The organism is Vibrio sp. 10N.247.311.51 (genome assembly GCF_041467855.1).
Lineage (GTDB): Bacteria > Pseudomonadota > Gammaproteobacteria > Enterobacterales > Vibrionaceae > Vibrio > Vibrio coralliirubri.
The window spans coordinates 12,779-36,042 of record NZ_JBFSVK010000037.1 but is presented as its reverse complement, the minus strand read 5'-3'; the positions used below and the strand labels follow the sequence as shown (position 1 = coordinate 36,042).

Sequence of the window (23,264 nt, the reverse complement as noted above, 5' to 3'; positions counted from 1 at the left end):
TCATGGGCCTTAAAAAGTTTCTTGAAGACATCGAGCATCATTTTGAGCCAGGTGGTAAACACGAGAAGTGGTTTGCGCTTTACGAAGCAGCAGCGACAGTGTTCTACACGCCAGGTCTTATTACAAAGAAAAGCTCGCACGTTCGTGATAGCGTTGATTTAAAACGTATCATGATCATGGTTTGGTTCGCGGTATTCCCAGCAATGTTCTGGGGTATGTACAACGCGGGTGGCCAAGCTATCGCAGCACTTAACCATATGTACGCAGGCGCTGAACTAGCATCTGTTATCAGTGGTAACTGGCACTACTGGCTAACCGAAATGCTTGGAGCCTCCTTAGGAGCCGATGCAGGTGTTGGCAGCAAGATGCTACTTGGTGCGACATACTTCCTACCTATCTACGCAACGGTATTCATCGTTGGTGGTTTCTGGGAAGTTCTGTTCTGTATGGTGCGTAAGCACGAAGTAAACGAAGGTTTCTTTGTTACTTCTATCTTATTCGCGCTTATCGTTCCGCCAACACTTCCTCTATGGCAAGCAGCACTAGGTATTACCTTCGGTGTTGTAGTCGCTAAAGAGATCTTCGGTGGTACGGGTCGTAACTTCCTGAACCCTGCACTTGCTGGTCGTGCGTTCCTATTCTTTGCATATCCTGCACAGATTTCAGGTGACGTAGTTTGGACTGCTGCAGATGGTTTCTCTGGTGCAACTGCTCTTAGCCAATGGGCTCAAGGCGGCGGTAGCGCACTAATGAACGTAACATCTGGTGAAGCAATCACTTGGATGGACGCATTCATTGGTAACATCCCAGGTTCTATCGGTGAAGTATCGACTCTAGCACTTATGATTGGTGCAGCGATGATCGTTTACATGCGTATCGCTTCATGGCGCATCATTGCTGGTGTAATGATCGGTATGATTGCTGTGTCTACGCTGTTTAACGTGATCGGTTCTGATACTAACGCAATGTTCAGCATGCCTTGGCACTGGCACCTAGTTCTAGGTGGCTTCGCATTCGGTATGTTCTTCATGGCGACTGACCCAGTATCAGCTTCATTTACCAACAAAGGTAAGTGGTGGTACGGCATCCTAATCGGCGCAATGTGTGTAATGATTCGTGTAGTTAACCCTGCATACCCAGAAGGCATGATGCTTGCGATTCTATTCGCAAACCTATTTGCTCCTCTGTTTGACCACGTTGTAATCGAGAAGAACATTAAGCGGAGACTAGCGCGCTATGGCAAGTAATAACGATAGCATTAAAAAGACGCTGTTTGTTGTTATCGCATTGAGCCTAGTGTGCTCAATCATCGTTTCAACAGCTGCAGTTGTTCTTAAACCTAAGCAACAAGCTAACGCGGTTCTGGATCAGCAAACTAAGATCCTTGAAGTTGCGGGCATTGAACTTGCGGGTAATATCCCTGAACTGTACGCAGAGAACATTGAACCTCGTCTAGTTGATTTCGCTACTGGCGATTTCGTTGACGGCGATGCTGCTGCATACGACCAACGTAAAGCGGCAAAAGATCCAGCTCAGTCAATCAAGCTTTCAGCTGAAGATGACATCGCTAAGATCCTTCGTCGTGCTAACACGGGTACTGTATACCTTGTGAAAGATGGCGCTGAAACTTCTAAAGTTATCATCCCTGTTCACGGTAACGGTCTATGGTCAATGATGTATGCATTCGTTGCGGTAGAAACTGATGGCAACACTGTTTCTGGTATCACTTACTACGAGCAAGGTGAAACTCCTGGACTTGGTGGTGAAGTTGAGAACCCAACTTGGCGCGCTCAATTCGTTGGTAAGAAATTATTCGACGAAAACCACAAACCTGCTATTCAGGTTGTTAAAGGTGGCGCTCCTCAAGGTTCTGAGCACGGTGTAGATGGCCTTTCTGGTGCAACACTGACTAGCGTTGGTGTTCAACATACATTTGACTTCTGGTTAGGTGATATGGGCTTTGGTCCGTTCCTAGCAAAAGTTCGTGACGGAGGTCTGAACTAATGTCTAGTGCAAAAGAAATTAAAAAGAGCATCTTAGCGCCGGTGTTGGACAACAACCCAATCGCGCTACAGGTTCTTGGTGTGTGTTCTGCTCTTGCGGTAACCACTAAGCTAGAAACAGCATTTGTTATGACTATCGCGGTAATGTTCGTTACTGCTCTGTCTAACTTCTTCGTTTCTTTGATCCGTAACCACATTCCTAACAGTGTGCGTATCATCGTTCAGATGGCAATTATCGCATCATTAGTAATCGTGGTAGACCAAGTGCTTAAAGCATACCTATACGATATCTCTAAGCAGCTATCTGTATTCGTAGGCCTAATCATTACTAACTGTATTGTAATGGGTCGTGCTGAAGCATTCGCAATGAAGTCTGCGCCAATCCCATCTCTAATCGATGGTCTTGGTAACGGTCTTGGTTACGGTTTCGTTCTTATCACTGTTGGTTTCTTCCGTGAGCTTCTAGGCTCTGGCAAACTATTTGGTATGGAAGTACTACCTCTAGTGAGCAACGGTGGTTGGTATCAGCCAAACGGCTTGATGCTTCTAGCACCTTCTGCATTCTTCCTAATTGGTTTCTTGATTTGGGCAATTCGTGTGTTCAAACCAGAACAAGTAGAAGCGAAGGGGTAAGGTAGTCATGGAACATTATATTAGTCTGCTAGTTAAATCGATTTTCATCGAAAACATGGCGCTTTCTTTCTTCCTAGGTATGTGTACATTCCTAGCGGTATCTAAGAAAGTTAAAACTTCTTTTGGTCTTGGTGTTGCGGTAGTTGTAGTACTTACAATCGCTGTTCCTGTAAACAACCTTGTTTACACGCACATCCTGAAAGAAAATGCGCTTGTTGAAGGTGTCGATTTAAGTTTCCTTAACTTCATCGCATTCATCGGTGTTATCGCGGCACTTGTACAAATCCTAGAGATGGTTCTAGACCGTTTCTTCCCACCTTTGTACAACGCACTAGGTATCTTCCTCCCACTGATCACAGTTAACTGTGCAATCTTTGGTGGTGTATCTTTCATGGTAACTCGTGACTACAACTTTGCTGAATCTGTTGTTTACGGCTTCGGTTCTGGTGTGGGTTGGATGTTAGCTATCGTTGCTCTTGCGGGTATCCGTGAGAAGATGAAGTACTCTGACGTACCTCCAGGTCTTCGTGGCCTTGGTATCACGTTCATTACTGTTGGTCTGATGGCGTTAGGCTTTATGTCTTTCTCTGGTGTTCAACTGTAGGGTAAGCACCCAGTAATAAGGAATAACAAATGCAAAGCATTATTCTTGGCGTAGCGATGTTTACCATTATTGTATTGGCTCTAGTACTAGTGATTCTTTTCGCTAAGTCTAAGCTAGTACCATCAGGTGACATCACTATTGCTGTAAACGGCGACCCTGAAAAGGCGATCGTTACTCAACCTGGTAGCAAGCTACTTGGTGCCCTAGCTGGCGCTGGTATCTTCGTATCTTCTGCTTGTGGCGGCGGTGGCTCTTGTGGTCAGTGTCGTGTGAAAGTTAAGTCTGGCGGTGGCGACATCCTTCCGACTGAACTTGATCACATCACAAAAGGTGAAGCTCGCGAAGGCGAACGTCTTGCATGTCAAGTTGCTATGAAAACTGACATGGAGATTGAACTAGACGAAGATATCTTTGGTGTTAAAAAGTGGGAATGTACTGTTATCTCGAATAACAACGAAGCTACTTTCATCAAAGAACTTGCTCTAGCGATCCCTGAAGGCGAAGAAGTTCCGTTCCGCGCGGGTGGTTACATTCAGATTGAAGCTGAACCACATCACGTGAAATACGCAGATTACGATATTCCTGAGGAATACCGTGGTGACTGGGATAAGTTCAACTTGTTCCGTTACGAGTCTATCGTTAAAGAGCATTCGATCCGTGCTTACTCTATGGCTTCATACCCAGAAGAGAAAGGCATCATCAAGCTTAACGTGCGTATCGCAACTCCGCCGCCAAACAACCCTGACGTAGCTCCTGGTGTGATGTCTTCATACATCTGGTCTCTTAAAGAAGGCGACAAATGTACTATTTCTGGTCCATTTGGTGAGTTCTTTGCTAAAGACACAGACAATGAAATGGTATTCATCGGTGGTGGTGCAGGTATGGCGCCAATGCGTTCACATATCTTCGACCAACTTAAGCGTCTTAACTCTACTCGTAAGATGTCTTACTGGTACGGTGCACGTTCTAAGCGTGAGATGTTCTACATTGAAGATTTCGATGGCCTAGCGGCTGCAAACGAGAACTTCGTGTGGCACTGTGCTCTGTCTGATCCTCAACCAGAGGACAACTGGGACGGTTACACAGGTTTCATCCACAACGTACTGTACGAAAACTACCTGAAGGATCACGAAGCTCCTGAAGACTGTGAGTACTACATGTGTGGTCCACCAATGATGAACGCGGCTGTTATCGGCATGCTGAAAGATCTTGGTGTAGAAGATGAAAACATCCTACTAGATGACTTCGGTGGTTAATCCATTTAAGTGATTGATATTATGGCTGACTCTCACGAGTCAGCCATTTGTTTTTCTAAGACTATTTTTGACAACATACTGGCTTATATAAGAAAGAGTAAGGCATTCAAAATACCTATTTTTTACTCTTATTTTTCCTTATATAAATCCTCAACATTAGACAGGAGTAAGCAAGTGAGAATTTGGCTTGTTGCATTAACTTCTTTGATTTTTCTTGCGGGCTGTGAGCAGGCAAGAGAGCAAGTGCATTTAAGTGGCCCGACTATGGGCACCAGTTACAATATTAAATACATCAATAGTGATGAATTTCCCGAGTCTAATGAAGTTCATACTGAGATCGATCGTCTACTTGAAGAAGTGAATGATCAAATGTCGACTTACCGTGAAGATTCAGAGCTGAGCCGTTTCAACCAACACAAAGGTGCGGACGCATTCGAAGTATCTGAACAAACCGCTATTGTTGTGAAAGAAGCCATTCGTTTGAACGGTCTTACTGAAGGAGCGTTGGACGTTACGGTTGGTCCATTAGTTAATCTTTGGGGTTTTGGTCCTGAAGCGCGTCCGGAAGTAGTTCCATCAGATGAAGAGCTTGCTGCTCGTAAAGCTAAAGTCGGTATTCACCACTTGAGCGTTGAAGGCAACAAGCTAACTAAAGATTTGCCTAATTTGTACGTCGACCTGTCAACCATTGCAAAAGGTTGGGGCGTTGATGTTGTTGCTGATTACCTTGATTCAATTGGTATTCACAACTACATGGTAGAAGTAGGCGGTGAAATCCGTTTGAAAGGTCTTAACCGCGAAAGTGTAGGTTGGCGTATTGCCATCGAAAAGCCAAGTATTGACGAGCGCAACATTCAAGAGATCATCGAACCTGGCGATATGGCGATCGCAACGTCTGGTGACTACCGCAACTATTTTGAGCGTGATGGTGTTCGTTACTCACACATTATCAACCCAGAAACAGGAAAGCCTCTTCATCATAAAGTGGTTTCTGTGACTGTTTTAAACCCGTCTTCAATGACTGCAGACGGCTTATCTACGGGCCTTATGGTCTTAGGTGAGGAAAAAGGAATGGAAGTCGCAAACCAACATAACATCCCAGTGTTCATGGTGGTAAAAACAGCAGATGGCTTTAAAGAAATTGCTTCTGAAGCATTTAAGCCATACTTAGGTAAATAAGGTAAGCGAGATAATTATGAATACATTTCTGATTACATTTGGTGTTTTTCTTGCAGTAATCGCAGCGATGTCAATTGGCTACATTATCCAAAAGAAAGTTGTGAAAGGTAGCTGTGGCGGTTTGGGTGCTGTTGGTATTGATAAAGTATGTAACTGCCCTGAACCTTGTGACGCGCGTAAGAAGCGTGAAGCACGTGAAGCTTACCGTGAAGAGAAGCTGGCTGAGCGTCAACAAAAAGAAGCGGCTTGGAGTAAAGACCGTATCGCTTAATTGGTGACAGTCATAAGGGGTAGAGTTATCTATGCCCTTAAATTGAAAAGCTCAAGATTATCGTCTTGAGCTTTTTTGGTTTTAAGGCTTAGTCATTTACCTTGGCTGATTAACGATGGAAACAAAACCGAATGACTATTGTTCGATTTGCATGCTGTTGCGCGCAAACACTAGTTGGTTTCTACCTTGCTCTTTTGCCGTATAAAGAAGCTCATCAGCGGCTTTGATCTGTTCATCTAACTTCGCGTCTAAATCGGTTACGCCGATACTGATACTTACCTTGATTTTTTGAGAGTCATGCTCAACAACGTGGCTTTCAATTGCTTCTCTCATGGACTCTAAGTTGTCAACAAAGCTCTCAAATGCACCGCATGACTGAATACAAAACTCTTCGCCACCAAAGCGCACAGCGACATCGTCTTTGAAATGATCTTTGATAATTTTCCCTACATCGATCAGCACGGCATCACCACCATCGTGGCCAAAGGTATCATTCACTTTCTTAAAGAAGTCGATATCCATCATCGCGATGTTTCGTTGATCGCAGCCTTTACAAGGATGATTGAACAGGTAGCGACGATTCCATAAGCCTGTAAGAGCATCCTCGTTGGCATGTCGAAACAGCTCATTGGCCGCTTCTTTCATATCAAGCAGTTGATGGATTCGACAGAAAAACTCTTCTTGGTTAAAAGGCTTGTAAAGGAAATCGTTGGCACCGGCTTTAAGGAATCGCGCTGTCATAGTACGATCATCACTACCCGATAATCCTAGAATAGCCAACTGGTTTCTGTCGTGATCGCGTCGAATCTCACGGATCATCGCTATACCGTCTTTCTTCGGCATATCATGGTCTGTAACAACGAATGTAATATCGGGGTCGTTATGAAGAAGCTTTAATGCTTGTTCGCCATCTTCGGCTTGGATTGTTTGGATATATTGGTGTTCTAGAAGTTGAGCTATGTAACGGCGAACGACCGCTGAATCATCGACTACCAATGCTTTGTGGTGGCGATTATTCGAAATTCTTTGAACCAGAGGGAGTAGGTAGCTTACTGATGACATACTGTCTTTAAGTATGTAATCGATAACGCCTTTGGCTAGGACTTGCTCTCGCAGTTGATTGTCGAACATCCCGGTCAGAACAATTATTTTCTGTTGATAGCCTAAGACGAGATCTATGATCTCACCGTCTTGCCCGTCAGGTAAGCAGTAATCCAATACGGCACACAAGAAATCCGTCTCTTGTTCCAAGATGTTCTTTGCTTCTGCAATCGATTCAGCAACTGCTACCTCATAACCGCTATTTTTCAGCTGTTGGTAAAGGTAGTTGCGAAATGCTCGGCTATCTTCCACCACTAGTATTTTTTCACTCACAAGCGATCCCTACTTATAGACTAAATACTCGTTAACAATAGTATCAGAAGAGCTCATGGCTATTGAAGCGAAACCTCTTTAGCTGGACTCGAGATCGTTTTAAATCTGATAATAATTGGATTATACTGTTTATAGATACAGTTGTAAGGTCGAGTAATTCCTAGATGTGTAGCGCGGGTGAAGAGAAAGTAAGAAAAATAATTCATGTCGATATGGATTGTTTTTACGCGGCTGTAGAAATGCGTGATAACCCTGCTTACCGAAATCGCCCGTTAGCTGTTGGTGGGCATGAAAAGCAACGCGGTGTTTTGAGTACCTGTAATTATGAAGCCCGCAAGTTTGGTGTTCGCTCTGCAATGCCGACAGGAAAAGCCCTACAGCTTTGTCCTAATCTGTTGGTTGTGCCGGGAAGAATGTCGGTCTATGTTGAGATATCTAAAAAAATCCGCGAAATCTTCTCTCGATACACATCAATCATTGAGCCTCTTTCCTTGGATGAAGCTTTCCTTGATGTCACCGATTCTAAGCAGTGCCACGGTTCAGCAACACTTATTGCCGAGTCGATTCGCCGTGATATCTGGAATGAGCTTAACCTGACCGCTTCTGCAGGAATTGCGCCGATTAAATTCTTGGCCAAAGTAGCCTCGGATCTGAATAAGCCCAATGGTCAGTTTGTTATCCCTCCACAAGACGTGCAATCAGTGATCGATGAGCTACCACTTGAAAAGATTCCCGGTGTCGGCAAAGTGAGCATAGAAAAGCTGCATCAAGCAGGTTTCTTTACTTGTAAGGATATCAAAGAGTCTGACTATCGAGACCTGCTACTCAAGTTTGGCCGTCAAGGTGCATCACTCTGGAAGCGCAGTCATGGCATTGATGATCGAGAAGTTATCATCGAGCGCGAGCGAAAATCGGTAGGTGTAGAGCGCACCTTCACCCAAAACATTTCAACCTACGCAGAATGTTGGCAGGTAATCGAAGATAAGCTGTTTCCTGAACTCGAAACTCGCTTAGAAAAAGCTAGCCCAAGCAAAGCGATCATCAAACAGGGTATTAAGCTCAAGTTCGCCGATTTTCAACAAACCACGATTGAGCACATCCACGCCTCTCTCGATCGTGAACACTTCAAAGAACTTCTAAGTGAAATACTGAAAAGACAAAAGGGGCGAGAAATACGCCTGCTTGGTTTAAGCGTAATGCTGCAACCCAAAGACCAAATGCGTCAGTTGAGTTTCTTTTAGGGAAAGGCGCTGAGAGTTTAGTCTTAGAGGTGCTACTTGAAGTGTTGGTGTTTAAATACCGACTAGACTTCACAGCCTAGCCGGTTTTTTCTAAACAAGGAAATTAGTTTACCTAGGAAGTTGTTTAACTAGCGCTAAGGTATCACTGAACGGTTGCTGCTCTAGCTTACCGTAACCGACCATTTTACTGGCTTTGAGTTTGGTTGAAAGCGGGGTGGCAATTCCACATAAGAAGCGAGTAATTGCCTCGTCGGTAATCAGTTGTTGGCTGTTGGAAATGAACTCATGTATCCATGTCATCACCGTCTCATCATCAACAGGTTCAACATCAACGGTTGGTAAGATTGCCACTTCTCCTCGACATACAGAGCAATGGCCGCAGGTTGTTGGTGCTTTATCATCGGCAAAATAACTCGCAAGGCGTGAGCTTAGGCAAGTATCCGCCTCAAAGAAGTTCAGCATCTGGTTAAGGCGGTTTATCTCGCTGTTTTCTTTTGCTTTAAACAACTCAGTTAGACGCTCTGACAGTTGCATCATATCTTCAGAAGTATTGTGGATCGCGTAGACATCGGTGATCTGCTTGCTTTCTAGTTCAATCCAACCTTGTTCATTGAAGTAGTCGATAGCCGCAATCACACGCTGACGATCGGCTTGGAAGTGTGTCCAAAGCGCATCGAAGTCGACTTGGCACCACACTCTAGCTTGAGGTGAACATTGGAAGATCGCTTCGACAAATTGACGACGTTCACTTTGGAACTGTTCGGTGATTTGTTGTTTCGGGCGAATGAACTTAAATTTGTAGTCTGCGAAGTAACTGTACTTAGGCTCGATCACGCCTTCAATTTCGAGATACACCAGCAGAGTTTTTAGCGGTAACTGACGAATGTTGGATTCACGTGATAGTTGGTTAAGCATGATCTCCCATTGATTCGAGCCAGAAGCGCCAATGTTTTGATTTTCGTAAATCTCTTTTAATACCGCTTGGATCGATATGTTGTCTGGCGTATCACCAAAAACGAAGTTCTCGAGTGTGCTCAAACCATGTTTGTTAGCCAGTAAAATACATTCAGACGCTTGCCCATCTCGGCCAGCTCTGCCGATCTCTTGCGAGTAGTTTTCGATCGATTTTGGTAGGTCAAAGTGAATTACTCGGCGGATGTTAGATTTATCTACGCCCATACCAAACGCAATGGTTGCCACGATACAGCTCACTTCATCATTCATGAATTGATGTTGAATAGCATCTCTATTTTCAGGCTTAAGACCGGCATGGTAAGCCACAGCATTAACGCCAGCGTTTCGAAGCTGCTGAGCCACCATCTCAGCTGTTTGTTGAAGGGTGACATAAACAATAGTCGGAGCGAGAGAAGCTTGGTTAACCACATTGCACAAGGTTTCTAGCTTGCTGGTTTGTTCACAAGGTTGAATCGACAGATCGAGGTTTTGACGATAGAAGCCCGTAACCACAACGCGCTCTTCATCAATTTCAAACTTTGACTTCATATCTTGGATAACAGATGTCGTCGCGGTGGCTGTCAGTAGCAGAACCTGAGGAATATTGAGCTGTTTTTGGTATTGAGGAAGCTTCAGGTAATCGGGTCTGAAGTTGTGTCCCCATTCTGAAATACAGTGCGCTTCATCTACCACCAGTAACGAGATCGGCACTTGAGAGATAAACTGACGAAAGCGTTCGTTCTTCAAGCGCTCAACGGAGATCATCAGTATCTTGGTGTCACCGTTACGTACCGACTGCATAACCTGTTGTGTGGTTTGTCTGTCTTGGCTTGATTCGATTGCGGCTGCGCTAATACCTTTGCTATGCAGGAAAGCGAGTTGGTCTTTCATTAAAGCTAACAGTGGCGATATCACCAAGGTTAAGTGCGGCAACTCTAATGCTGGTAATTGATAGCACAGAGATTTACCTGAGCCTGTCGGGAATATCGCGGCAGTCGAGTGACCAGATAGAACGTTATTAATGACTTGCTTTTGCCCATTACGCAGTGAGTCGAATCCGAATACTTGTTTTAGCTTCTGCTCAATCATTTATGTTCTACCTGAGTTATTAAGTGTCGTATTGATGCTAAAGCGGGCGCCTATTCATGATAGCGTCGCTTGATGAATCAAATGTCTTGCACCTGATTGTACCTAATTCTATTCTGTAGCTCCTATAGAAAAGCACCCCAATAGTATGAATAAGTCTGAGCTTCGCCAAATAATCATAGAGCAACTCGAATCCCGATTACGTATCGCACAATCTGCGACTCAACGCGCGATTGACGCTGCGACAGATGAAGAGACAGTGCCTGAGCATAAGTACGATACATTGGCACTAGAAGCTTCGTATCTCGCCCATGGTCAAGCGGTGAGGGTGCAAGAGTGTGAAGACGACATTCAGTGTTATCGTAACTTAGTGTTGCGCGACAGTGAGCGAATTACGGTGAGCAGCTACGTTGTGGTCATTGACGAGCATGATCAATATAAACATTTCTTTATGGGGCCGAGAGTCGGCGGACTTTCTGTCACGTGGAATGACAAGGAAGTAGCTATTGTGACGGCAAATGCACCTTTCGGTCAGGCTCTAATGGGTAAAGAAGTTGGCGATGAGATTGAATTTAAGGTCGCAGATAAACAGTTTTGCTACGAAGTTATCTCTATCGACTAACTGACTAATAGATATAAAACGTTTCTCTGACAAAGAAGCATAATCCAAGGGTATAGTAATTTGTCAGATTGATGAGAGGATGTTATGAAAAACAATGTATTAATTGCATCACTAACAGCGGTTATCGCAGTTGTGAGCCTGCCAACGTTTGCTGCTCAGTGTCGAGTTGATTTGAAAAATGAGCTACGAATCGATGACCAAAAAGTCGAAATCCATCAAGTGAATGGTGATACGGCCGTTTTTGATGATAACAACGACCTCTATATTCATGGTGAGAAGGTTGAGCTTGATGCCGACCAACAAGCGGCGATTGAGAAATATCGCGAAAACATGAGTGAGTACTTACCTCGAGCGAAACAAATGGCGAACGATAGCTTAGCGCTAGCTAATGACGTGATTGATGATATCGCGGCTAGCCTGGATTCACCTGAGTCATTTGATAACGTAAAAGAATCAATGAAAACCTACTTTGCAGAACTGGAAGCGCGTTACTACAAAGATGGCGAGTTAGTGTTACCAGCAGAAAGCTTTGATTCGATGGCCAATGGCTGGTCTGAAGATTTCGAGAAGGCGAAAGAAATCTTTAACCAAGAATTTATCTCTAGCGCTTTTAATGCGATGTCAGAAAAAATGAAACAAGACGGTGGCCTAAACCTGACTGAATTGGCTGACAGCATGGCTGAATTAAAGCTGAAAGTTGAAGAGCGAATGAAAGAACACTCTCAACAAGTACAAGAAGAAGCGAGTGAGTTTTGTGATTCTCTTGATGAGATGGCGGAACAAGAACAAGAGTTGCATGAAATCATTCCGAACCTAAAAGACTATCAAGTATTCACAATTTAATTCGAGTCTAGTGATGGATAGCAAGAGCACCGGTTGGTGCTCTTTTTGTTTGTATAAATGGAACCACACGGCGAGTATTTATCTCAATCCATTTTCTTCTTAAGCCTACTACTTCGTTTTGTTTCTTATAATTGAACGATAAGACTGGTTGTTTGTTAATTTTGTGGTTCCAAATAGCGCATTGATTGTAAAAATCAGAGAATTGTTCATTTATTGGTTGTGCCTATCATTGCTTTTTATTACTGTACTTCTCAACTAGTTCACTGATTTTTAATGCGGGCGATATGGACCAACAATCTTCCTCTTCAAGAGAGCACTTTAGCTCTCGTTTAGGTTTTATTTTAGCAGCGGCTGGTGCAGCGGTTGGCTTGGGTAATATTTGGGGTTTCCCGACTCAAGTTGCCAGCAATGGTGGTGGCGCTTTCCTTTTAGTCTATTTGATCATGATCTTCGTGGTTGCGTTCCCGATGCTGGTGGTTGAAATGGCGATTGGTCGTCATGGTCAAGCCAACCCCGTTGATAGTATGCGTTCACTAACGACTAATCCGCTAGGTAAGAAAGTCGGTGAGTTTGTCGGTTGGATTGGACTGAGTGTACCAAGCGCTGTGTTGGCGTTTTACAGTATTGTTGGTGGTTGGTTGATCTGCTTCCTAATTGGTGCAGTCGCTGATCTTATCGGCCTAGAAGCGATTGCTGATTGGTTTAAAGGCTTCAGTGTTGAGCGCAACGTATTTGGTACCGTCGCATTTTATGTACTGACTATATTGATTGTGCAGGGCGGTGTTAAGCAAGGCATTGAGAAATGGTCGACTCGTTTGATGCCTGCGCTGTTTGTTTTATTTGGCTTATTGTTTATTTACATCATGACGCAATCTGGCGCGATGGAAGGTCTAAAACATTACCTAGTCCCAGACTTTGAGAAAGTGTGGGATAGAAAACTGATTCTGGCGGCAATGGGGCAGGGTTTCTTCTCACTCACCATTGGTGGTTGCTCGATGTTGGTTTATGGCTCTTACTTAAGCAAGAAAGAGAACCTACCAAAAATGGCGATGAACGTGACTCTGGTGGATACCGCTGTCGCTTTTATTGCTGGATTAGTGGTGATGCCAGCAATGTTTGTTGCGATGCAAAAAGGCGTTCAAATCTACGCTGAAGACGGCTCACTATTAAGCTCTGACACTCTAGTATTCACGGTTCTGCCGTTGATGTTTGATAGTTTAGGTGTGCTTGGTCAGATCTTTGCGATTGTGTTCTTCTTACTACTAACGATTGCTGCACTGACTTCTTCGATTTCGATGCTTGAAGGCCCGGTTGCGCTAGTGAGTGAGCGTTTCAATACTAGACGAACGCCAACAAGCTGGGTGATTGGTGGTGCTATCGCGCTGTTTAGTGTGGTGATTGTTTACAACTTTGCTGCGATGTTTGGCATGGTAGCGATGATTGCAACTCAGTATCTTCAACCAGTCGCTGCACTGATGTTCTGTGTGTTTGGTGGTTGGGTATGGAGCCGAGCTTCAAAAGTGAAAGAGCTTGAGCAAGGCTGTCCTGATTTCCAGTTGGGCTGGTTTGGCAAGGTTTGGCCAATGTATGTGAAGTTTGTGTGCCCAATATTGGTGGCAACGGTTATCTGGGCTTCTTTCGGTTAATGCAGAACCCTTTCAGGGCTTTTTGAAATTACCTCCTCAGAACTTGAAATATTAAGCACAAGGCCACTCATAAGAGTGGCTTTGTTGTTTTAATATAAAGCTATAGCAGCACGAACAAGATAGAAAAAAGGCGCTGAACATAATATTCAGCGCCTTTGTAGTATTCGTTCAGCAATCGTGATTACTTGATTTCCATACCTTGAGCTTGCAAGTCTGCATGGTAAGAAGAACGTACAAACGGGCCACACGCTGCGTGAGTGAAGCCTAGCTCTAGAGCAATCTCTTTCAGCTCATCGAACTCAGAAGGCGGCACGTAGCGTTCTACTGGTAAGTGGTGACGGCTTGGTGCTAGGTATTGGCCTAGTGTCAGCATCGTCACACCATGTTCACGAAGGTCTTTCAGTACTTGAACGATCTCTTCTTTTGTCTCACCAAGACCCATCATCACACCTGATTTTGTTGGGATATCAGGGTGCTGCTCTTTGAATTTCTTCAGTAGATCAAGAGACCACTTGTAGTTCGCACCTGGACGCGCTTTACGGTATAGACGTGGCGCTGTCTCTAGGTTGTGGTTGAAAACATCTGGCGGGTTGTCTTTCATTAGATCAAGTGCAACGTCCATACGACCGCGGAAGTCTGGAACCAGAGTTTCGATACGAATATTTGGGTTTAGTTCGCGAATCTCACGGTTACAGTCAGCAAAGTGCTGAGCACCGCCGTCACGCAAGTCATCACGGTCAACTGAAGTGATTACAACGTACTTCAGTTTCATGTCTTTAATCGTCTTAGCCAGTTTCTTCGGCTCTTCAGCTTCAGGAGCAACAGGACGACCATGGGCAACATCACAGAACGGGCAGCGACGAGTACAGATAGCGCCAAGAATCATAAACGTTGCCGTACCGTGGTTGAAACACTCGGCTAGGTTAGGGCAAGACGCTTCTTCACAAACTGAGTGCAGGTTGTTTTTGCGCATTGCTGATTTGATTTCTTGAATACGATGGCTGTCTGAAGGAAGTTTAATCTTCATCCATTCAGGTTTACGTAGAACTTCTTTCTGTTCAGCAGGCATATTCTTTACGGGAATTAATGCCATTTTGTCAGCGTCACGATATTTAACGCCTTTTTCCATTTGGATTGGTTTGCTCATGATTTTATGCTTCTGCTGTAATGTTACTGGTGGCTTGAATGTCTACTTGGTCATAGCCGAGTAGCTCTACGAGCTCTTGTATTAACTGTTGCTCAACGTTTTCTAGTTCACTTGGTCCGCCGAGTTGGCTTACCTGCGCCATTTCCATACCTTGGTAACCACATGGGTTAATACGTAGGAATGGAGACAGGTCCATATCGACGTTGAGTGCTAGCCCGTGGAACGAGCAGCCACGTCGAATACGTAATCCGAGTGAACAGATTTTCTTGCCATCGACATAAACACCAGGAGCGTCAGGTCGGGCAGCTGAATCTATATTGTAAGCTTTCAGAGTATTGATTACGAGGTTCTCGATATGAGTAACCAAATCACGCACTCCGAATTTCTTGCGGCGGATGTTAATCAGAAAGTAAGCCACTAATTGGCCTGGGCCGTGATAAGTCACTTGGCCACCGCGATCGCTTTGTATTACAGGGATATCACCGGCATTTAATACATGCTCAGCTTTACCTGCTTGTCCTTGAGTGAAGACAGGGTTGTGTTCAACCAACCAAACTTGGTCTACGTCTTCTTCCGTGCGTTCGTCTGTGAACTTATGCATGGCTTTCCATACAGGTTCGTAATCCTGACGGCCTAATTTTTTTACGATTAGCTTATTTTGCAAAGCTGCACTCCCTCAAGGATTAATAAAGTGAACGCATTATAAACGCGAAACATGATTCTAACTACAGACGGACTGCAAGGTTTTTCAACTTTCTTTGTATTTATTGAAAATTAAGTTGAATGAATTTGAGCTAGATAGGGTGCTTTAAACAAAAACAGCGGCAATAAGCCGCTGTTTTTCATGTGTAATCGGAGATTACTACAGAACCATACGAACGATTTCGATCTCGCCCAGTTCTTTATAAAGAGTTTCTACTTGTTCAATTGAAGTCGCAGTAATATTGATAGAAACAGAGTGGTAGTTACCTTTCGCACTCGGTTTTAGCGTTGGGCTGTAGTCACCAGGAGCATGACGCTGGATCACTTCTAGTACTAGCTCAGTCAGTTCTGGCTTAGCGTGGCCCATTACTTTGTAAGTGAATGAACAAGGGAACTCTAAGAGGTCTTTTAGTTTTGCATCAGAATTGATGTTCATGATTAGCTCCAAAAGGCTAGACTCTCGCAAATTGGCGAAATGTCGATAAAAAGCGTGTTCGGTCAACAGACACGAGTAATAAGGCGGAATATTACGTGTAAATATCACCGAACTCAAGATCAACAAAAGCCGCACATGGCGGCTTTTGGTTCGCTAATGAGTAAATCATGAACTTACTCATTAGTTTAGCTATACAACAAGCTTAGGTTTTACCTAGAACAAACCTTTGGCTTGTTTAGAATAAACCCTTGAACAGAAGAACTAGGTAGTCCCATAGACGGCTAAATAGGCTGCCTTGGTCTACATCTTCAAGTGCTAGTAGTGGGTATTCAGCAACGTCTTCACCGTCTACTTGGTAGAATAGTTTACCAACCACATCCCCTTTGCTGATTGGCGCTTCTAGCTCTTTCTCAAGAACAAAGCTTGCCTTCAGGTTCTTAGCTTGACCACGAGGAAGCGTCACGAACGTATCTTCGTCTACACCTAGTGCAACTGTGTCCTTGCTACCCATCCAGATCTTCTCTTCTACGAAAGTTTCACCGGCTGTGTGTGGTGCCACTGTTTCAAAGAAGCGGAAGCCGTAGCTAAGCAGTTTTTTGCTTTCTGTTTTACGAGCATTCGCATTCTTGGTGCCCATAACTACAGCAACTAGGCGCATTTTGCCTTCTGTCGCTGAGCTTACTAGGCTGTAACCTGCATTGCTTGTGTGACCCGTTTTGATGCCATCAACGTTCATGCTCTTATCCCATAACAGACCGTTACGGTTGTATTGGGTGATGCCGTTGTATGTAAATTTCTTCTGTGAGTAGATACGGTACTCGTCTGGTACGTCGCGAATCAGTGCCTGACCAAGTAGCGCCATATCGTAAGGCGTTGAGTATAGGTTCGGGTTGTCTAGACCGTGCACGTTAGCAAAGTGCGTGTCTTTCATGCCGATAGAGCTTGCCCAAGCGTTCATTAGGTCAACGAATGCATCTTCAGAGCCAGCGATGTGTTCAGCCATAGCAACACATGCATCGTTACCTGATTGAATGATGATACCGCGGTTCAGTTCTTCAACTTTAACCGTAGTGCCAACTTCAACAAACATCTTAGATGAATCTGGGAAGTTTTTAGCCCAAGCATTTTCACTGATTACAACATCGTCGTTTAGGTTGATGTTGCCACGATCGAGCTCTTGGCCGATCACGTAGCTCGTCATCATCTTGGTTAAACTTGCTGGAGAAAGCTGAGTATTCATCTCTTTCTCTGCTAGTACTTTGCCTGAATGGTAATCCATCAGAACAAAACCTTTAGCGGCGATTTGAGGTGCATCAGGAACAACAATAGGAGCGGCGAATGACGATGTAGCTATCGTTGCAGAAAGAGCAACAGAAGTAGCAAAAATCGATTTAACAAGTTTATTAGATTTAATCATTTTGAATGCAATTATTTGGTGAACTATTCATATATTAACAGAATCACTCTGTCACACCAGAGCGCTGATTACCAGAAGTAACTGTTAGATTAATTAGCGAGTTAGGGTGTGTTTTTTTATATAAGCTGACGGGTAACCCATTAGCTTAACTTGTTCTAATTTCTCTTGAGTCAGAGCATAGTCATGAAATGGCCCAATCATCAGACGGTAGTTGTCATCATTTGGCTGCAAGAACGTTGCTACTTCTAGCTTTTCGGCTAGATCTTTCGCTAACTTCTCTGTTCTATCTTCATGTGGAGATGTCGCGACTTGAATAATAAATTGCGGTAAAGCAGCCTTTTTATTTGCGTCGGTTGGCATAGCCACAGTAATGACTTCAATCTCAACATTTGCCGTGCCGGTTCTCAACACATCGAGCTTGTAAGCTGCCGCATAACTAAGGTCAATGATTCGGCCTTCATGGAATGGGCCGCGGTCATTGATACGAACAATCGTCGTTTTGTTATTGTCGGTATTCGTCACTTTTACATAACTTGGAATTGGCAATGTTTTGTGCGCTGCAGACATCGAATACATGTCGTAGATCTCGCCATTAGACGTTAAGTGACCATGAAATTTTTTACCGTACCAAGAGGCTTTGCCTTTCTCAGTAAACCCTTCGGTCTTCTTTACGATCTTGTAGTCTTCGCCACGCAAAGTGTAATCCGTGTTACCACCTAAACTATAAGGTTCATACTGAGGATGAGCATCCTCGAGATGCTCTACTGAGATCGGTGCATCTGGTGCAATATCTGAATCAATATCGTAGCGGCCTGTTGGCTGTTTTGAAGAACAACCATTGATTAAAATCGCTAGCCCTAAGATAGAGACTATTTTTTTGATTGGCAGCTCTTCAACCAAGGATGCTTTTTTTGGAAACGTTGTAATAGACATCGATTAGGTCGCCTTTGAGAATGCTTTTCTGTGTGTATGGATCGACATTAAAATACCAAAACCAGCCATAAGGGTTACCATTGAAGTACCGCCATAACTGACTAGAGGAAGAGGAACACCAACCACAGGTAGAATGCCACTTACCATGCCAATGTTTACAAAAATATAAACGAAGAAGCTCAGTACAATACTGCCCCCCATCATTCGACCGAATGCGGTTTGAGCTTGGCTCGCAAGCACCAAGCCACGTCCAATAATAAACAGGTAGATAGCAAGCAAGAACAATATACCAATCATCCCCCATTCTTCGGCAATGACCGCAAAAATGAAGTCGGTATGACGCTCTGGGATGAACTCCAGTTGAGATTGAGTGCCTTGCAGCCAACCTTTTCCAGATATACCACCCGAACCTATCGCAATCTTACTTTGAATGATGTGGTAACCCGCACCTAATGGATCTGATTCAGGATCAAAAAGGGTTCTTACACGTACTTTTTGATATTCACGCATCAGGAAGAACCATAAGATTGGGATAAATGCCCCCAACGCGATTGCCGCGCTAGCAATGATTTTCCAACTGATACCTGCCAGGAATATCACGAAGATACCAGATGCGGCGATAAGGATAGATGTACCTAGGTCAGGTTGCTTTGCGATTAGAATCGTCGGTACAAACACCATCACTAGCGAGATCGCTAATGTTTGGAATGTTGGTGGAAGTGAGCGCTTACCGATAAATCGTGCCAGCATCAAAGGCACCGCGAGCTTTAATAGCTCTGAGGGTTGGAATCGAACAAAGCCGAAGTTTAACCAACGCTGGGCACCTTTAGAGGCTTCACCAAAGAACAACACGCCTAATAGCAAGATGACACCACCTGCAAACAGCAGTGGTGCCAAGGTTTCATAAGTGCGAGGTGAGATTTGCGCTAGGAAGATCATCACACCTAAAGACAGAGCCATGCGCATCGCCTGGCGGTCCATCATCGCAAGGCTTTGTCCGCTTGCGCTGTACATGATCAGCAGGGCAAAGCCCATTAAAACCAGAATGCCAAGCAAAAGCGGCAGGTCGATATGCAGCCTTTCGAATAGGGCTCTATTTCGTCCAGTTGAAGGATCAAGTTTCATTATTTAATTGGCTCACTTTGATAATCTTCTGCAAGGATAATATGGTCTAAAATCCTTCTTACTACCGGGCCGCCGTTAGACGAACCGCCACCTGCGTTCTCTAGAACGATAGTCACGACGGCTTCAGGATCTTCAAAAGGCGCGTAACCCGTAAAGAGGGCGTGATCGCGTAAGTGCTCTGCGATTTCATCCGCGTTGTACTCTTCATCTTCTTTTAAGCCGAATACCTGCGCGGTACCCGATTTACCAGCGGTTTGGTAAGACATTTTCTGGAATGAACGTCTTGCCGTACCTTTCTTACCGTGGTTAGCCAGCCTCATACCTTCCTGAGCGATATCCCAATATTTCTTCTTAACCCCGGTTAGAGGTGGGTAAGTTTCAATGTCCGACATTACTTGCTCATCGAATGGACGGCCGTTATCAATGGTTGAACGAAGTAGGTGAGGTGCGGTTACTTCACCTTCATTGACCAAAACTGATGTGGCTTTTGCAATCTGCATGGGTGTTGCAGTCCAGTAGCCTTGGCCAATGCCAACTGGGATGGTGTCACCTTGGTACCAAGGCACACGGTGTCTTGCCATCTTCCAATCACGAGTTGGCATATTAGCTTTGCTCTCTTCATAAATATCGATGCCAGTATAATCACCGAAGCCGAACATCATCATCCATTTAGATATGCGATCAATGCCGAGATCATAAGCAATTTGGTAAAAGAAAGTATCCACTGACTCTTCAATCGCTTTCTCTATATCAACGACGCCGTGTCCCCAACGTAACCAGTCTCGGAATGGTCTTGTTTTTGAATTAGGGATCTTCCAATAACCTGGGTCATTACGCGTTGTATTGGGTGTAATCACACCTTCTTGCAGAGCCGCAACAGCAATGAATGGCTTGATCGTCGATGCTGGTGGATAAATACCTAGCGTTGCACGGTTAACCAAAGGGCGGTCTTTGTCTTGAAGTAGGGCGTTATAACCTTTAGACGAAATACCATGTACGAATGCATTTGGGTCGTAACTTGGGCTAGATACCATAGCTAACACGCCATTGTCTTTCGGGTCGAGAACGATAGCTGAACCACGGCGGCCATCCAGTAACTTATGTACGTATAGTTGTAGCTTGATATCCAAGTTGAGCACGATATCTTTACCCGGAACCGAAGGTACAAACTTAAGGGTACGTATCACTCGTCCACGGCTGTTTACTTCAACTTCTTGATAGCCAGCGGTACCGTGAAGCATGTCTTCGTAGTAGCGCTCAATACCAAGTTTACCGATGTCGCGAGTGGCTTGGTAATTGGCGTCTTTCTCTTCACGAACCAAGCGCTGCATATCACGGTCATTGATGCGCGATACGTAGCCAATCACGTGAGTTAACACATCACCATAAGGGTAGAAACGTTTTAGCGTACCTGTAACTTCAACACCTGGGAACTTATGCTGATTTACAGAGAAGATCGCAACCTGTTCTTCGGTAAGTTGATTCAGAATAGGTACTGACTTGAAGCGTCGTGAATTGCGACGTTCACGATCAAATCGTTCAATACGCTCTGGCGGGATCTCGATTAATTCTTGTAGACGGACGAGCGTGTCATCCATATCTTTGATTTTTTCTGGTGTGATTTCTAGGTTGAAAACCGGGCGATTTTCGGCAAGAAGTACACCGTTGCGATCGTAAATCAAACCACGGTTAGGGGCGATTGGAACGACCTTGATGCGGTTATCGTTAGAGCGGGTTTTATAGTCTTGATATTGATTGACCTGAATGTTGTACAGGTTAACAACCAACATCGATATCATGACTATGATCCCCGCAAACGCAACAAAAGCACGATTAGTAAATAGTCGTGCTTCTGCTTTGTAATCACGGATTTGGCTACGTTTACGTAACATTAACGCTTATTCTCGATGATAAGGGTGGTTAGCAGTGATGCTCCAAGCTCGATACAAGCTTTCAGCCATGATAACGCGTACTAATGGGTGAGGGAGAGTAAGCGCAGACAGAGACCAACTTTGGTCTGCAGCCGCTTTACATGCAGGTGCTAATCCTTCAGGCCCGCCGATAAGGATAGAAACGTCGCGTCCATCCAACTTCCAACTTTCCAATTGCTCTGCCAGTTGTGGGGTGTCCCACTTTTTTCCCGGGATATCAAGCGTGACAATGCGGTTGCCTTTTGGAACTGCTGCCAACATTGCTTCGCCTTCTTTTTGAAGAATGCGTGCAATATCTGCATTTTTACCGCGCTTTCCCGCAGTAATTTCAATGAGCTCTAATGGCATATCATGAGGGAAGCGGCGTTTATATTCTTTAAAGCCTTCTTCAACCCACTTCGGCATTTTTGTGCCAACTGCGATTAATTGGATCTTCAAAGCTTAGCCCCAAAGTTTTTCTAGTTGGTACAGTTCACGGTGTTCTTCTTGCATAACGTGAAGCATGCTTGTGCCCATATCTAGAACAACCCATTCACCTTCTTGCTGGCCGTCCATGCCTAGTGGCTGCATACCTGCTTTACGTACTTCATCAGCAACATGCTGTGCAATAGAAGCAACATGGCGCTTAGAGGTGCCAGTACAAACAATCATGTAATCAGTAACACTTGATTTGCCTTCTACATCGATAGTTACAATCGATTCGGCTTTCATGTCGTCGGCTTTGTCTGCAAGAAAATCTTTTAGTTCTTCACGTAACACGGGGTGTTCCTTTAATCTGAATTTAGCTTTTTAGGGGCTGTCGACCCTAGAATATACCACGCTTTTATGCGTGAAATGGTATTGAAGCTGAAGGGATACAAAACTCTACGCTTAACTGATGAATTAGTGGCCAAGGCGACTGCTCATATTGAGTTTTTGTCATCAATTCAGCTTGAGTGAGCAACGCGAATAAAGAGTGTAATTGAGAAATCGAAACTCTTGTTAGCGCGGCGTTATAAAGAGGTTTTTTAGATTGCCAGATACGGTGTTTCTCGAAGACCTGACCAATCGGCATCTGCTTCATTTGTTGCTGCATCTGTAACAGCAGAGCAAGCTCACGTTGTATGCTACGCAATAAAATGACGGGTTCGACACCTTCGGCTTCTAGCTGACGCAGGATTCGTTGTGCTCGGTTGCCTTTGCCTGCTAATAACGCATCACTCCAATGGAATGGAGTAAAATGGTTGTGACGACTCAGCGATTCTTCTAAGCGTACTAATGTGAGCTTTCCATCTGGGTATTGGAGAGCCAGTTTTTCTAGGCTTTGGGTCAGAGCAAATAGATTACCCTCATGCCATTGCGCCAGCATTTGAATCGCTTCAGGATCTGGTGTTAAACCGATTTGACGGCAGCGTGCTTGGACAAACTGAGGTAATCGGCTGACATCTGGCGTTAGGCAGCTGACCCAGTGACCCTGATTCGAAAGTGCCTTAAACCACTTAGCGCTTTCTTGAGCTTTGGTTAGCTTAGTGCCTACCAAGATTAACAAGATGTCACTGTGGATATGCTCGGAGATTGCGAGTAGCTCTTTCGCTATTGCGGCATTGACGCCTGACTCTGGCAGTTCAAGCTCGATGACCTGACGGCTAGAGAATAGGCTCAGTGCTTGAGTGCAGTCGTAGACTTGATTCCAGTCGAGACTGCTATCAATCGCAAAGCGGTGACGTTCTTCAAAGCCTTGTTGTTTTGCAGCCTTTTGAATCGCTTCTCGGCTCTCTTGCAGCAGTAGAGGTTCGTTACCAAAAATTAGGTAAACATTACTCAACTGTTTAGCCAGTTGCTCTGATAAGCGGTCAGCAAAAATACGCATCAAATAAACCTA

General features: G+C 44.5%; 23 protein-coding genes. 11 read left to right on the top strand and 12 right to left on the bottom strand.

Annotation, left to right across the window (positions count from 1 at the left end; genetic code table 11):
* The first annotated feature begins 2 nt into the window (after nt 1–2).
* The 7 genes from AB6E85_RS23535 (at nt 3) to nqrM (ending at nt 5,946) form a co-directional block, all read left to right on the top strand.
* Nucleotides 3–1,247, top strand: a complete 1,245-nt coding sequence (locus tag AB6E85_RS23535) for an NADH:ubiquinone reductase (Na(+)-transporting) subunit B (protein ID WP_017067139.1) — start codon at nt 3–5, stop codon at nt 1,245–1,247.
* Nucleotides 1,237–2,004: a Na(+)-translocating NADH-quinone reductase subunit C gene (locus AB6E85_RS23530; protein WP_019823841.1), complete on the top strand. Its 768-nt coding sequence runs from the start codon at nt 1,237–1,239 to the stop codon at nt 2,002–2,004. The genes AB6E85_RS23535 and AB6E85_RS23530 overlap by 11 nt, the downstream gene beginning before the upstream one ends.
* Nucleotides 2,004–2,636 (top strand): NADH:ubiquinone reductase (Na(+)-transporting) subunit D, encoded by a 633-nt coding sequence (locus tag AB6E85_RS23525; protein WP_008223083.1) that lies wholly within the window; start codon nt 2,004–2,006, stop codon nt 2,634–2,636. The genes AB6E85_RS23530 and AB6E85_RS23525 overlap by 1 nt, the downstream gene beginning before the upstream one ends.
* A gap of 7 nt (nt 2,637–2,643) precedes the next feature.
* Nucleotides 2,644–3,240: an NADH:ubiquinone reductase (Na(+)-transporting) subunit E gene (nqrE, locus tag AB6E85_RS23520; RefSeq protein WP_009848375.1), complete on the top strand. Its 597-nt coding sequence runs from the start codon at nt 2,644–2,646 to the stop codon at nt 3,238–3,240.
* Nucleotides 3,241–3,269: 29 nt separating this feature from the next.
* Nucleotides 3,270–4,496, top strand: coding sequence for an NADH:ubiquinone reductase (Na(+)-transporting) subunit F (gene nqrF / locus AB6E85_RS23515; RefSeq protein WP_017631923.1), 1,227 nt, complete (start codon nt 3,270–3,272; stop codon nt 4,494–4,496).
* Nucleotides 4,497–4,670: 174 nt separating this feature from the next.
* A complete protein-coding gene (locus AB6E85_RS23510; RefSeq protein ID WP_372144429.1) occupies nt 4,671–5,675 on the top strand; it encodes an FAD:protein FMN transferase in 1,005 nt (334 codons plus the stop codon).
* Nucleotides 5,676–5,691: 16 nt separating this feature from the next.
* Nucleotides 5,692–5,946, top strand: a complete 255-nt coding sequence (nqrM, locus tag AB6E85_RS23505) for a (Na+)-NQR maturation NqrM (protein WP_009848378.1) — start codon at nt 5,692–5,694, stop codon at nt 5,944–5,946.
* Between the two features lie 135 nt (nt 5,947–6,081).
* On the opposite strand, the gene AB6E85_RS23500 is transcribed toward nqrM, so the two are convergent.
* Complete coding sequence (locus tag AB6E85_RS23500; protein ID WP_050644382.1) at nt 6,082–7,320, bottom strand: response regulator; 1,239 nt, start codon at nt 7,318–7,320, stop codon at nt 6,082–6,084.
* A 164-nt stretch (nt 7,321–7,484) separates the two neighbouring features.
* Between AB6E85_RS23500 and dinB the strand changes: the two genes are divergently transcribed.
* Nucleotides 7,485–8,561, top strand: coding sequence for a DNA polymerase IV (gene dinB, locus AB6E85_RS23495; RefSeq protein WP_372144427.1), 1,077 nt, complete (start codon nt 7,485–7,487; stop codon nt 8,559–8,561).
* Nucleotides 8,562–8,669: 108 nt separating this feature from the next.
* On the opposite strand, the gene AB6E85_RS23490 is transcribed toward dinB, so the two are convergent.
* Entirely contained in the window at nt 8,670–10,604 is a 1,935-nt protein-coding gene (locus AB6E85_RS23490) for an ATP-dependent DNA helicase RecQ (protein WP_372144425.1), read from the bottom strand.
* Nucleotides 10,605–10,749: 145 nt separating this feature from the next.
* On the opposite strand from AB6E85_RS23490, the gene AB6E85_RS23485 reads away from it, so the two are divergent.
* The 3 genes from AB6E85_RS23485 (at nt 10,750) to AB6E85_RS23475 (ending at nt 13,712) form a co-directional block, all read left to right on the top strand.
* Complete coding sequence (locus tag AB6E85_RS23485; RefSeq protein WP_048607969.1) at nt 10,750–11,223, top strand: GreA/GreB family elongation factor; 474 nt, start codon at nt 10,750–10,752, stop codon at nt 11,221–11,223.
* Between the two features lie 84 nt (nt 11,224–11,307).
* Nucleotides 11,308–12,066, top strand: a complete 759-nt coding sequence (locus AB6E85_RS23480; protein WP_248339429.1) for a YggN family protein — start codon at nt 11,308–11,310, stop codon at nt 12,064–12,066.
* Between the two features lie 284 nt (nt 12,067–12,350).
* Nucleotides 12,351–13,712 (top strand): sodium-dependent transporter, encoded by a 1,362-nt coding sequence (locus AB6E85_RS23475; protein ID WP_372144423.1) that lies wholly within the window; start codon nt 12,351–12,353, stop codon nt 13,710–13,712.
* Between the two features lie 181 nt (nt 13,713–13,893).
* On the opposite strand, the gene lipA is transcribed toward AB6E85_RS23475, so the two are convergent.
* The 10 genes from lipA to holA form a co-directional block, all read right to left on the bottom strand.
* Entirely contained in the window at nt 13,894–14,859 is a 966-nt protein-coding gene (lipA, locus tag AB6E85_RS23470; protein ID WP_017059920.1) for a lipoyl synthase, read from the bottom strand.
* Nucleotides 14,860–14,863: 4 nt separating this feature from the next.
* On the bottom strand, nt 14,864–15,523 hold the full coding sequence (gene lipB, locus AB6E85_RS23465; protein ID WP_004737632.1) for a lipoyl(octanoyl) transferase LipB: 660 nt from the start codon (nt 15,521–15,523) through the stop codon (nt 14,864–14,866).
* A 198-nt stretch (nt 15,524–15,721) separates the two neighbouring features.
* Complete coding sequence (gene ybeD / locus AB6E85_RS23460) at nt 15,722–16,000, bottom strand: DUF493 family protein YbeD (protein ID WP_026084358.1); 279 nt, start codon at nt 15,998–16,000, stop codon at nt 15,722–15,724.
* A 232-nt stretch (nt 16,001–16,232) separates the two neighbouring features.
* Nucleotides 16,233–17,414 (bottom strand): serine hydrolase, encoded by a 1,182-nt coding sequence (locus AB6E85_RS23455; RefSeq protein ID WP_017062336.1) that lies wholly within the window; start codon nt 17,412–17,414, stop codon nt 16,233–16,235.
* A gap of 93 nt (nt 17,415–17,507) precedes the next feature.
* Nucleotides 17,508–18,347, bottom strand: a complete 840-nt coding sequence (locus AB6E85_RS23450) for a septal ring lytic transglycosylase RlpA family protein (protein ID WP_019820805.1) — start codon at nt 18,345–18,347, stop codon at nt 17,508–17,510.
* Nucleotides 18,348–18,350: 3 nt separating this feature from the next.
* Complete coding sequence (rodA, locus tag AB6E85_RS23445; protein ID WP_048607962.1) at nt 18,351–19,472, bottom strand: rod shape-determining protein RodA; 1,122 nt, start codon at nt 19,470–19,472, stop codon at nt 18,351–18,353.
* Nucleotides 19,472–21,364 carry a penicillin-binding protein 2 gene (gene mrdA / locus AB6E85_RS23440; protein WP_372144422.1) on the bottom strand — a complete coding sequence of 631 codons (1,893 nt, stop codon included), beginning with the start codon at nt 21,362–21,364 and terminating at the stop codon, nt 19,472–19,474. The genes rodA and mrdA overlap by 1 nt, the downstream gene beginning before the upstream one ends.
* Nucleotides 21,365–21,370: 6 nt before the next feature.
* Nucleotides 21,371–21,841, bottom strand: coding sequence for a 23S rRNA (pseudouridine(1915)-N(3))-methyltransferase RlmH (gene rlmH / locus AB6E85_RS23435; protein WP_004735246.1), 471 nt, complete (start codon nt 21,839–21,841; stop codon nt 21,371–21,373).
* Between the two features lie 3 nt (nt 21,842–21,844).
* Nucleotides 21,845–22,162: a ribosome silencing factor gene (gene rsfS, locus AB6E85_RS23430; protein ID WP_004735247.1), complete on the bottom strand. Its 318-nt coding sequence runs from the start codon at nt 22,160–22,162 to the stop codon at nt 21,845–21,847.
* Nucleotides 22,163–22,226: 64 nt separating this feature from the next.
* A complete protein-coding gene (gene holA / locus AB6E85_RS23425; protein WP_048607954.1) occupies nt 22,227–23,252 on the bottom strand; it encodes a DNA polymerase III subunit delta in 1,026 nt (341 codons plus the stop codon).
* Nucleotides 23,253–23,264: the final 12 nt, after the last annotated feature.